The following is a 12,449-nucleotide window of genomic DNA, read 5'->3' on the forward strand; positions in this document are numbered from 1 at the left end:
CCCCCATTCAGGGCAGTGCCGCCAAGCTGCGGTGTGACCGTGCGAAACCGGCCCCGCGCGAGTGGTGAAGGGGTGCCGCTTACAGGTCGTAACGCAACGCCATGCCAAAGGTGCGTGGCGCTCCCGCATCGATGATTTCGTCATCGCGGTTGTTGGTGACGTAGCGCTTGTCGAAGGCGTTTTTCACGAAGCCCGACACCGCCACGTGCTGGGTGACTTTGAATTCGCTGCTGAAATTGGCCAGCACGTAGTTGTCACTCCTGCGCTCGCCATTGACCTTGCCCGCCGCATCGAACTCGTACGCGGACGGGGTCGTGCTCTGATACGTAACGTCGGTGTTGAAGGTCAGGCGGTCGTTGATGCGATAGATGCCGCCCACCGACATCTTGTACTTGGGCGCGTACAGGAACGCCTGGCCACTGCGGTCCTGGCCATTGCCCGCGATGAAGTCCTTGTATTTGCCGTCGGTGATCGCCCCCCCGACGGTCAAGGTCAACTGCTCGCTGAGGTCTTTTTCGACGAACACTTCCAGGCCCTTGATATCACTGCGACCGGCGTTGTAGACGTCAATGATATTGGTGTTGGCCTGGCGCACGCTGACCTGTTGGTCTTTCCAGTCGGTGTAATACAGGTTGGCGCGGGCGCGCAGGGTGTCTTCGAAGAATGAACCGCGGTATGACAACTCGTAGTTGGTGGTGTACTCAGGGTCGTACGACTGGTGGCCGCTGCCGGAGCGCACATTCACGCCGCCGCCGCGATAGCCCTTTTGCACCATAAAGCCCAGGTACTGGCCGGCGGCGAGTTCGTAGTTGATACCGAGTTTGGGCAGCACGGCGGCGAACGACTTGTTGACCTTGGCGGCGTCGGACAGATCGTCCTGCTTGATGTCAGTGTCGTTGGTCTCGTGGTCGTAGCGCAGGCCGGTGACCAGCGTCCAGCGCGGGGCAAAGGTCCAGTTGACTTCACCGAACAACGCTTTGTTTTCGATAGTCGTGTCGCCTTTGACCGTCGCTGCCAACTCACCAGCAGACAACAACCGGTCGTGGAAATTGTTGGTGTTGTGGCCGTAGTAGGCCCCGATGAAACTCTTCACCGTGTCCGAGCTGTAGTTGAGGCGCAGTTCCTGGCCGAACAGTTTGCCATCCTGCTTGCGCAGAATGACGTCGTTGTCCACGGCGTTCTGGTCGAAATCCAGGCGGTTGCTGTAGTCCGAATTCGTGTTGGTGGTGAGGCTGGTCAGCGACCACTGGTCGTCGAGGCGGTAGTCGAGTTTGGCGCTGACGGTGTCCTGGAGAAGGTTGTCGAACGCCTGGGTGTTGGAAGACACCTTGTAGTAACGCACCTTGTCCGGGTTGCGGATGACCGAGTTGTCACCCTGGCGGTGTTCGTTGTGGGCATAGGTGAGCAAGACGTCGAGGTCGTCGCTGGGCGTGATCAGCAGCTTGCCGCGTGCATTGCTGGTGCGATGGGGGTTGGCGTCCTTGCCGAGCGCGATGTTATCGATATAGCCATCGCCATCCTGGTAATCCAGGGCGATGCGCCCGGCGATCTTGTCATCGACAATGCTCCCGCCGCCGGCAACCGCCGCGCCTTTTTCACCGTAGTTGCCCACGTTGGTTTGCGCCGAAAAACTGGGTTGGAACGTCGGGTTGCGGGTCTGCACCACCACCGCACCGGCCAGGGAGTTGCGCCCCTGGGTGGTTGATTGCGGGCCGAGGAAGACCTCGACTTGCTCGACATCCCACAATGTCGTGGGGCTCAGGGTCAGGGTACGGTTGGGTTGCACGGCGCCGTCCACATACACCGACACAGCGCCGTTGAGGGTGGCCGGGCCCTGGTCGTCGAAACCGGACACCGGCACACCGCGAATACCCCAGTTTTCGTTACCGGCCTGGCTGTACACGCCCGGCGTACGAGCGAAGACATCGACCAGGCTGTGGTCGGCCTTGTCGCGCAGTTGCTGTTCAGTCACCACCACTACGCTGGATTGGGTTTGCTCAAGGCTGCGGTTGATTTTTTCCCCGCTCACCGTGATCGGGGCAATTTCCAGGGGGGCCGTTTCAGCCGCCCAGGCGCCACCTGTCACGCACACCACCGACCCTACCGCCAGTGCAATTGTATTCTTTTTGAAATTCACGCCCGCGCCCCTGTGACCGATCATTATTGTTTTTGCGGCGTGCCAAAAAGCAGCCAAACGCCAGCAGGGCGGAGTTTAAGGGATACCCAACAGGAAGTGAATGTAATTGATAAACAATATCATTCGTCATGAATGCGCATTCGTGTATCCGATTGATTACATCGGCCCTGCGTCAGCGTGATCCGGCCGCAACGCAGTCAGAAATCGACCGTGGCCGACAGCTGCAACGTACGTGGATAACCCGGCGAAAACGCCCCATACGACGCCACACCCGACCAATACTCGCGATCAAACACGTTCTGTACGGTCGCGCGCAAAGTGGTGGGCCGCCCTTCTATCTTCGTCACATACCGCGCGCCCGCGTCGATGCGCGTCCAGGAATCCAGCGCCTGGGTATTGGCCTGATTGACGTATTGGCTATCGGTGTAGATCGCGCCGCCGGTGAGGGTAAAGCCTTCCAGCCACAGGGTGTCGTACTCGGCCCACAGGTTGGCCTGGATGTCCGGCACGCCCACGGGTTTGTTGCCACGGTTGGCTGCGGTGGCGGACTTTGTCAGCTCACCCTCAAGAAAGGTCACGCCGCCCATCAACCGCGTGCGGGGTGCCACTTCGCCGTACGCGCTCAGTTCGACGCCACGGTTGCGCTGCTCGGCCTGTACCGAATACACACCATTGGCGCCCAGTTCGCCGCTGGGCTTTTCGATCTGGAACAACGCCACGCTGGTCATGAAAGTACCGTGCTCATACTTCACGCCCAGCTCATGCTGCTTGGACTTGTACGGCGCAAAGGTGTCGCCGGCGTTGCTCGCCGTGCCTGGGGCGGTGTCGCCTTTGCTCAGGCCCTCGACATAGTTGTAGTAGAGCGACACGTCATCCCACGGCTTGACCACCACGCCCACCAGCGGCGTGGTCGCGTTGTCTTTGTAGCGTGAGCTGACCGCGCCCGCGGCGTTGTAGTTACGTGACTCAATCGCCTGGCGACGCACGCCCAGGGTCAGTTGGATGCGCTCATCCAGAAAGCCCAGGGTGTCCGTCAGCGCCACGCCGGACAAATCCGATTCGGAAACGCGCAACACCCGGGGCGCGTTGATTGATTGCTTGGGCGCGTCCACCGGGTGATACAGATTGGAGCGAACCAGCGTGCCACTGTTGATGCCACGGGACAGTTCGTCCTGGTAACGGGTTGCCATCAGCGTAGCGGTATGGGTCACCGGGCCCGTCGCGAACAACCCGCGCAGGCCCACATCGGCGGTGGAGCGGTCAACGTTGAACTTGTAGTAACCGGGCGTGTTGCTGGTATCACCGGCGGCGTTGAGAATTTGTGGCACCTGGTCGGACATGCGCTTCACATCCGACCTGCCGCCACCGGCGTGGGCGAACACGGTGAGCGAGTCGCTCAGGTCATATTCGCCGCCGAGCAACGCCGACTGCTCCTTGGTGTCCGACCAGCCCCACTTCTGCGGCAGGCTGGTGCGGCCGTTCGCGGCAGACGGCACGTCCGCGCCCGGCGCAATGGTGAAAGGCCGCGAAGCGCCTTCAAAGCTCTCTTTCTGACTGAGGTAATCGAGGTTCAGGCGCAGCCGCTCGCCGCGATAATCCAGGGCGATGGCGCCGATACCGACATCGCGGTTCTGGCTGTCCACGGCAGTGTCGCCGCCCTGGAGGCTACCGTTGAAGCGCACGCCAAACTGGTTTTCGTCGCCAAAGCGCCGGCTGATGTCCAGGTGGCCACCCACTTGGGTATCGGAGGCGTAACTGCCGGTGAAGCGGGTCAAGTCCTGATCCAGCGGGCGCTTGGGCACGATATTGATCACCCCGCCGACGCCGCTGTTGGGTGAAATGCCGTACATCAACGCTCCCGGCCCCTTGAGTACTTCGACGCGTTCGGCGTACTCGGTAAATGCACGGTAGTTGGGCGCCACGCCGTACACGCCGTCATACGCCAACTCGCCCAGGTTGCCCTCGCCGATCGCAAAGCCACGCACGAAAAACGAGTCGACGATACCCCCGGTCTGCCCGGTGGAACGCACCGAGGGGTCGCGCTCCAGGGCATCGGCCACGGTCACGGTTTGCAGGTCGGCGAGGGTCTTGGCGGTGTAGCTGGTAACGCTGAACGGCGTGTCCATCACATCCTTGTTGCCCAGCATGCCCAGGCGCGCGCCACGGGCCACCTGGCCACCGGCGAGCACATCGGGCAGGTCGGTGGGGCCGGTGTAGCGAGCGTTGACGTTCGTCGCGTCAAGGGTCAGGGGCGGCGGGCTGTCGTCGGTCGGCTCGGCGATAGCGGCCCAGGCGTTGCTGCTGGCAGCCGCCAGCAACAGGGCGGTACGAATGGCGAGTGTTAACCGGCTGGCAACAGGCATGGCGTCAGGGTCCTTTCATCGAGAGCAGAGGGGAATTACTGCTGATGCCAGCCGACGCGCGAAAAAGTATCACCTGCCCTGCGTTTTCTTTCGAACCAGGCGGTCGCCGCGTGCGCGATTGCAATGCGCGGCGGTTGTCACTTAGTATTGGGAATACTTCTCAGTTGCACGAATCCGCACCATGAGCGACAGCCTCCCCGCCCCCAACACCTCTCACCTGCGTGCAATCGAGGCGCTGTACAGCGGCCATCACGGCTGGCTGTACGCCACGCTCAAACGCAAACTCGGCAACGCCATGGATGCGGCGGACCTGGCCCAGGACACCTTCACCCGCATCCTCGCCTCCCAGGTCACGGTGATCGACCAGCCCCGCGCTTATCTGACCTGCGTGGCCAAGGGCATCCTGGTCAACTGGTACCAGCGCAAGGCGTTGGAGCGTGCGTACCTGGAAGCGCTCGCCAGTGTCCCGGCCCACGAGGTGCCGTCACCGCAAGCGCACTTCATCGTGCTGGAGACCCTGCACGAAATCGACGCGATGCTCGACGCGCTGCCGCCGCTGGTCAAGCGTGCGTTCCTGCTGTCGCAGCTCCACGGTCTCAAATACCAGGCCATCGCCGAGCAACTGGGCGTGTCGCTGATCACCATCAAGCGCTACATGAAACAGGCGTTCATGCAATGCCTGATGCGGGTCGAATAAGTGCTCAGCCTGGGCAAGGAACCGCCGCTGCCCGCCGATGTTCTGGAAGAAGCCGCCGAGTGGCTGATGCGCCTGAGCGAAACCGACCTGAGCGCCAGCGAGCGCGCCGAATGGGAACGCTGGAAGGTCAGCAGCCCCGAACGCGCTCGCGCCTGGGCTCGGGCCCAATTGCTGCAAAGCACGCTCGGTGGCCTGCCGCCGTCCCTGGCGATGTCGACCCTGGACCGCCCAAGCAACCCGCAACGCCGCGCCGCCCTGGGCAAACTGGCGCTGCTGTTGGCGGTGATGCCGGTAGGCTGGGGCAGTTGGAAGCTGACACAGTCCCAGCAATGGACAGCCGACCACCGCACCCGCGTCGGCGAACGCCGCGAACTGACCCTGGCGGACGGCTCGCGCGTGACCCTCAACACCGACACCGCCATCGACGTGCTGTTCGACAGCCAGCAACGCCTGCTGCACCTGCGCGAAGGCGAAATCCTGGTGCAGACTGCCGCAGACACCGCACGCCCGTTTCTGGTCAGCACGCGCGAGGGCCGCCTGCAGGCCCTGGGCACGCGTTTTACCGTGCGCGAACTGAACGAACGTACCCACCTGGCTGTGCTCGAAGGTGCCGTTAAAGTAGTGCTGGCCGAAAACGACCAGCGGCCGCCGTTGATCGTCAACGCCGGGCAACGCATAGACTTTTCCACTCAACATTGGGGCGCGCTCAGCCCCACGGATCGCAATGTCGGTGCCTGGACCCAAGGCATGCTGATGGCGGACAACATGCGCCTGGCCGACTTTGTCGCCGAACTGACGCGCTATCGCCGTGGCTTCGTGCGCTATGACCCGGCGATTGCCGACCTGCGCATTTCCGGCGCGTTCCCCATCGCCGACACCCAGCGCACCTTGAACATGCTGGTGCAAACCTACCCGGTTCTCGCCAGCGGCCATCTGAACGGCTATTGGGTCACCCTGTCCCCGGCCTGACAGCCGCAACAATAAATCCGCGCCGGGTGATACTTTTTTTGATCTCGACTGGCAAACACAAGCCCCCTTCCCTCTTATCCATAGGGCTGCCTTCCATGCTTGTCATTCGCAGCGCGCTGCTCAGCCTGGCCCTGGCCGGTACCGCCCTGGCGGACGTGCCGGCGCCATTGGAGACGGCGCGGGTGCGTGCTTATCAGATTGCCCCCGGCCCGCTCGGAGCCACGCTGTCGAGTTTTGCCATGGAGGCCGGGATTGCCCTGTCGTTCCTCCCTGCCCTCACCGAAGGCCTGACCAGCCCGGGTTTGTCCGGTAACTACTCGCCCCGGCAAGCCATGAGCCGGTTGCTGGCCGGCAGCGGCCTGGAGGCGGTACTGCGCAACGACGGCAGCTACACCCTCGTATTGCGCCAAGTCACGCTGTCGGACACCACGGTCAGCGGCGTCGAGCCACGCACCAACAGCCTGCCACCGCTGTACTCCGGCAACCAAGTGGCCACCGGTGGACGCCTGGGCATGCTCGGCAATACCGACATCATGGACGCGCCTTTCAGCGTCAGCACCTACAGCGCGGCGTTGATCAAGGACCAGCAGGCGACCACCGTGGGCGATGTGCTGGAACGCGATTCCTCGGTACGCTCCACCGGGCAGACGGGCGGCATTGTCGACTCGTTTTTCATCCGTGGTTTTCCGGTAGGTGAAGGCAACCTCGGCGAGTTGGCATTCGACGGTGTGTACGGCGTGGCATCCAATTACCGCGTGTTTACCGATTACGCCGAGCGCATCGAAGTGGTCAAGGGCCCCGGCGCGCTGCTGTACGGTATGGCGCCCAACAGCGCGGTAGGCGGGGTGATCAACATCGTGCCCAAGCGCTCTCTCGATGAAGACCTGACCCGTTATACCGCCAGCTACGCCCAGGATGCGCACTGGGGCAACCACCTCGATATCAGCCGACGGCTTGGCGAGGCGCGGCGCTTGGGCGTACGCATCAATGCCAGCGTGCAGAATGGCGACACGGTGATCGACCAACAGTCGCGCAATATCGACATCGGCGCCCTGTCTCTGGACTACCAGGGTGAACGCCTGCGTACCAGCCTCGACCTGATCTCCCAGCAAGAGACCTTCGATGCGGCCTCCCGCCCGTTCCTGATCGATAGCGGCGTGGCCATCCCAACCGCCGCCAACGGCCGCACCAACGTCAGTCAGGACTGGGGCTGGTCGCGCACCCGGGACAAATCGGCTTTGCTCAGCGGCGAATACGACCTCACCGACGCCCTCACCGTGTTCGCCCACGCCGGCGGCGGCAAATCGGCCGTGGCGCGCCTGTCCGACCAGACCCCGAGCATCGTCAACGCCGCCGGCGACACCTCGTCGATCCCCGGCTACTACCGCTTCAACGTGCAGCGCTACACGGTCGACGTCGGAGCATGGCTGCGCTTTGACACGGGGCCGATCAGCCACCGCAGCACGCTACAGGCCAGCCGTTATCGCGATGAACTGTCGCGGGGGATCATTTCTGGTGCGCCGGTACTGTCGAATATCTATCACCCGGTGAACCGGCCAGAACCGTCGATTGCCAAGCCGGATATGCCCAAAGTCTCGGCCTCCGAACTCTCCGGCGTCGCCATCGCCGACACCTTGTCGATACTCGACCAGCGGGCGCAGATCACCCTCGGCCTGCGCCAGCAGCGTATCCAATCGAGCAACTACAACAACGCAGGCGCCGTCACCAGCGCCTATGACGACAGCCAGATCACACCGCTGTTTGGCGTGGTGCTCAAGCCCTGGGAGCATGTGGCGTTCTACTACAACGCTCTCGAAGGCCTGAGCAAAGGTGACGTGGCGCCCTCCAATGCCGCGAACGCGGGGGAGGTCTTTGCGCCTTACGTGTCCAAACAACACGAAGTCGGGGTCAAGATCGACTACGGCACGTTCATGTCGACCCTCGCACTGTTCCAGATCCACAAGCCCAGCGGCGAATTGGCCGCCGGGCGCTTTTCGGTACAGGGCCAACAGCGCAACCGCGACCTCGAACTGAGCGTGTCTGGCGAAGTCACCCAAGGCACGCGCCTGCTCGGCGGCGTGACCCTGCTGGACGCGCGACTGACCAAGACCGCGAATGCCGCCAACCAAGGCAACGCACCGGTGGGTGTGCCCAAGGTGCAAGCCAACCTGTGGGCCGAATGGGACACGCCATGGGTCGAGGGCCTGACGCTCACCAGCGGCGCGCTCTATACCGCCCGCCAGTACGCCAACCAGGCCAACACGCAACAGCTCGATGCCTGGACACGCTTCGATATCGGCGCGCGCTTCAGCACCCGCATCGCCGAACAGCCAACCACATTTCGCGCCACGGTACAGAACCTGTTCGATCGCCAGTATTGGTCAGGCGTTGCCTCATACGGCGCGTTTTCCCAAGGCTCGCCACGCACGTTGTCGTTGTCGGCTACGGTTGATTTCTGATCGAGACCGACAGTCAAGGCCACACAAAAAAAGCCCGCAAGCGCACCCACATGCACTCACGGGCAACACCAAGCGACCTGCTTCAAAAACGTGGTTTGACGGTTTTCCAGTCCGGTTGATAACGCCGCATCTGTTTCACATCGTCGCGCTGGCGAATGCCGCAGCTCAGGTATTGATCGTGCAGCATGCCCAACTGGTCATGGTCCAGTTCCAGGCCCAGCCCCGGTGCGCGGGTGACCTGCACGCAGCCATCGATGATCGGCAATTTGCCGCCCTTGATCACTTCCTCGTCCGGTTCCTGCCACGGGTAATGGGTGTCGCAGGCGTAGTCGAGGTTGGGCACCGACGCGGCTACGTGGGCCATGGCCATCAGGCTAATGCCCAGGTGTGAATTGGAATGCATCGACACGCCCAGGCCAAAGGTCTGGCACATCTTCGCCAGCACCTGTGTGTCACGCAGGCCGCCCCAATAGTGGTGGTCGGCGAGTACGATCTGCACGCTGTCCAAGGCCACGCTGCGCCGAAATTCGTCAAAGTCGGTCACGACCATATTGGTCGCCAGGGGCAAGCCGGTGCGTTTGTGCAGCTCGGCCATGCCGTCCAGGCCGGGGGTCGGGTCTTCGTAATATTGCAGGTCGTCACCAAGAAGTTCAGCCATGCGAATCGAGGTTTCCAGCGACCAGTTGGCGTTCGGGTCGATGCGCAATGGCACGCCGGGGAAAGCTTTCTTCAAGGCCTTGATGCACGCCACTTCATGTTCGGGCTCCAGGGCCCCGGCCTTGAGCTTGATGCTTTTGAAGCCGTAGGTTTCGAGCATGCGCCGGGCCTGGGCGACGATCTGTTCTTCGTTGAGCGCTTCGCCCCAACTGTCGGGCTTGTAGGGCGAGTCGATGTGCTGGGCGTATTTAAAGAACAGGTAGGCACTGAACGGGATCCGATCGCGAACCGCGCCACCGAGCAGGTCCACCAGCGGTACATTCAGCGAATGCGCCTGCAAGTCGAGAAACGCCACCTCGAACGCCGAATAGGCATTGCTCACCGCCTTGCTCGCGTGGGAGCCCGGCGCCAGCTCGGCACCGGCCAGGCTTGCCGGTTTATGCGCCGCCACCGTGGCTTGCACAATGGCGCGCAGTTGGTTGAGGTTGAACGGATCGAGCCCGATCAGCTGCGACTGCACCTGTTGCTGGATCGCCAGCGCCGGGGCATCGCCATAGCTCTCGCCGAGGCCGATGTAGCCGGTGTCGCTCTCGATCTCGATGATCGAACGCAGCGCGAAGGGTTCGTGAATACCGCTGGCGTTGAGCAATGGCGGGTCACGGAAAGCAATCGGGGTGACGGTAACGCGGACAATTTTCAAGAGGCGGCTCCCTGTGGACCTGGACGCATGGCGTGATGATGAGAAGAAGGAGTTGGCCCTCGAGGCGTGGCGCGGGCAAAGAACACCATCACCGCAGCCACCAGCGAGGTCGCGGCGAGGCCATACAAACCACCCTCGATGGACCCGGTGGTCTGCTCCAGCAACCCGAAAGTGGTGGGCGCCACGAAACCGCCCAGGTTGCCCACCGAATTGATCAAGGCAATTACCGCCGCCGCAATGCGCGCATCCAGGTAGCCCTGAGGGATCGGCCAGAACAGCGCCGAAGCCGCCTTGAAGCCGATCGCGGCAAAACAGATGGCGACGAAGGCAAACACCGGCCCGCCGGTGGTGGACATGAACATGCCGAACGCGGCGATCACCAGCATCAGCGACACCCACGCCTGCTGGTGTTTCCACTTGCTGGCCAGGGATGCGAACCCGTACATGGCGACGATCGAAATCAACCACGGAATCGAGTTGAACAAGCCCACCTGGAAGTCGCCCAGATTGCCCATTTTCTTGATCATGCTCGGCAACCAGAACGTGGCGCCGTAGATGGTCAGGGCGATGGAAAAGTAAATAAAGCAGAACAGCGCGATCTGTTTGTCGGCCAGCAGCTTGAACATCGATGGCCGCACGCTCTGGCTCGCCTCGCGTGCCTGCTGCTCAAGCGCAATGGCGCTGACCAGCGCGTGTTTTTCGTCGTCGCTGAGCCACTTGGCCTGCTGCGGGTGGGACTGCAACCAGAACCACACACACCCACAGAGCGCGATGGAAGCAAAACCTTCGATCAGGAACATCCACTGCCAGCCGTGCAGGTTAAGACCGCTGACATTAAGCAACGCCCCCGACACCGGCCCGGAGATCACCGAGGCGATGGCCGAACCACTGAGAAAAATCGCCATGGCCTTGCCGCGCTCGCTGGCCGGCAACCATTGTGTGAAGTAATAGATGATGCCGGGGAAGAAACCGGCCTCGGCGGCGCCCAGGATGAACCGCAAGATATAGAAGCTGGTTTCCCCGCGCACAAACGCCATCGCCATCGCCGCCGCGCCCCAGGTGAACATGATGCGCGTCAGCCAAGCCCGCGCGCCGTAGCGCTGCAGCAGCAGGTTGGAGGGCACTTCGAAGATCGCGTAGCCGATAAAAAACAACCCGGCCCCCAAGCCGTAGGCCGCCGCGCCGATGCCCAGGTCGGTTTCCATATGGCTGCGTACGAAACCGATATTGACCCGATCGATGTAATTGACGATGAACATCACCACGAACAGCGGCAGCACATGGCGCTTGACCTTGGCCGCCGCGCGGGCAAGCACGGTCGGGTCTGGCGGACTCTGGAGGATATCCACGGGCAACTCCCATTGATTGTTTTTTTAAGGGACGAGTCGATGATGGACGCCGAGGATTGTTCCCGTCTAATCTAACCTGACATGCGATTGATACCGGAATTAGATCAATGTTTGAGCTGACGCAATTGCGCTGCTTCACCACCGTGGCCACCGAGCTGAATTTTCGCCGCGCCGCCGAACGGCTGAACATGACCCAGCCGCCACTGAGCCGGCAGATCCAGTTGCTGGAGCATCACCTGGGGGTGGAACTGTTTACCCGCACCACCCGCAGCGTCGCGCTCACCGCCGCCGGCCGGGCCTTTTTCATCGAGGCGCAGAACCTGCTCGAACGCGCCCAGCAAGCGGCCATCACCGCGCGGCGCTTTGCCGAAGGCGATATCGGCACGGTCAATATCAGCTTCGTCGGCAGCGCGGTGTATGAGTTCCTGCCCAAGGTGATCGCCGAAGCGCGGCTCAAGCAGCCGCAGGTGAAGATCGACCTGTCGGAGATGAACACCTACCAGCAATACGAAGCCCTGCGCGCCCGGCGTATCGACCTCGGCATCGTCCGCGCACCGCTGCTGGAACCGGGCTACGCCACCGAATGCCTGGTGCGCGAACCGTTTGTACTGGCGGTGCCGAGCAGCCATCGGCTGGCACACGCCGATACGGTGAGCGTGCAGGACCTGGATGCGCAGCCCTTTTTGATGTACGCCCACGCCGCCTACCCGCCGTTCAACGAACTGCTCACCGGCCTGCTGCGCTCGGCCCGCGTCGCGCCGCAATACGTACAGTGGCTGGGCTCGTCACTGACCATCCTCGCGCTGGTCAACGCCGGCATGGGCCTGGCCCTGGTGCCGCGTTGCGCCAGCAGCGTGGTGTTCAAGAACGTCATGTTCCGCGACATCGACCTGGGCGAAGGCGCACAGAGCGAACTGCACCTGATCTGGCGCGAAGACAATGACAACCCGGCGTTTGCCATGTTGCTGGAAGGGATTCGCAGCGCGGTGCGCGAGGGCTGGGCGTGAGTGTCGATGACCGACAGGCCATTGTGGGAGGGGGCTTGCTCCCGATAGCGGTGGGTCAGAAGAAAGTCACGTGACTGATTCACCGCTATCGGGAGCAAGTCGAATCATCGC

Annotated in this window: 8 protein-coding genes; 4 read left to right on the plus strand and 4 right to left on the minus strand. The window is 62.4% G+C overall.

Annotated features, from left to right (window positions below):
* Window positions 1-79 precede the first annotated feature (79 nt).
* Together AB4O23_RS21285 and AB4O23_RS21290 are read right to left on the minus strand one after the other, a co-directional pair.
* Window positions 80-2,137 (minus strand): TonB-dependent receptor, encoded by a 2,058-nt coding sequence (locus AB4O23_RS21285; protein ID WP_065877900.1) that lies wholly within the window; start codon window positions 2,135-2,137, stop codon window positions 80-82.
* 197 nt (window positions 2,138-2,334) lie between these two features.
* The gene (locus AB4O23_RS21290; RefSeq protein WP_068932187.1) at window positions 2,335-4,500 is read right to left on the minus strand and encodes a TonB-dependent receptor; all 2,166 of its coding nucleotides are present in this window, start codon (window positions 4,498-4,500) and stop codon (window positions 2,335-2,337) included.
* 181 nt (window positions 4,501-4,681) lie between these two features.
* Between AB4O23_RS21290 and AB4O23_RS21295 the strand changes: the two genes are divergently transcribed.
* The 3 genes from AB4O23_RS21295 (at window position 4,682) to AB4O23_RS21305 (ending at window position 8,625) form a co-directional block, all read left to right on the plus strand.
* Window positions 4,682-5,197, plus strand: coding sequence for a sigma-70 family RNA polymerase sigma factor (locus tag AB4O23_RS21295; protein WP_017528353.1), 516 nt, complete (start codon window positions 4,682-4,684; stop codon window positions 5,195-5,197).
* Window positions 5,198-6,166: a FecR domain-containing protein gene (locus AB4O23_RS21300; protein ID WP_065877858.1), complete on the plus strand. Its 969-nt coding sequence runs from the start codon at window positions 5,198-5,200 to the stop codon at window positions 6,164-6,166. It begins immediately after the preceding gene.
* 95 nt (window positions 6,167-6,261) lie between these two features.
* Window positions 6,262-8,625: a TonB-dependent siderophore receptor gene (locus AB4O23_RS21305; RefSeq protein WP_460150244.1), complete on the plus strand. Its 2,364-nt coding sequence runs from the start codon at window positions 6,262-6,264 to the stop codon at window positions 8,623-8,625.
* Window positions 8,626-8,707: 82 nt separating this feature from the next.
* Here the strand turns inward: AB4O23_RS21305 and AB4O23_RS21310 are convergent, their stop codons facing one another.
* On the minus strand, window positions 8,708-9,982 hold the full coding sequence (locus tag AB4O23_RS21310) for a glucarate dehydratase family protein (RefSeq protein WP_017528350.1): 1,275 nt from the start codon (window positions 9,980-9,982) through the stop codon (window positions 8,708-8,710).
* Window positions 9,979-11,331 carry an MFS transporter gene (locus AB4O23_RS21315; RefSeq protein ID WP_065877848.1) on the minus strand — a complete coding sequence of 451 codons (1,353 nt, stop codon included), beginning with the start codon at window positions 11,329-11,331 and terminating at the stop codon, window positions 9,979-9,981. The genes AB4O23_RS21310 and AB4O23_RS21315 overlap by 4 nt, the downstream gene beginning before the upstream one ends.
* A 107-nt stretch (window positions 11,332-11,438) precedes the next feature.
* Here AB4O23_RS21315 and AB4O23_RS21320 point away from each other — a divergent pair, with 107 nt between their 5' ends.
* Entirely contained in the window at window positions 11,439-12,338 is a 900-nt protein-coding gene (locus tag AB4O23_RS21320; protein WP_017528348.1) for a LysR family transcriptional regulator, read from the plus strand.
* Window positions 12,339-12,449: the final 111 nt, after the last annotated feature.

This window comes from Pseudomonas sp. H2_A10 (genome assembly GCF_054680085.1).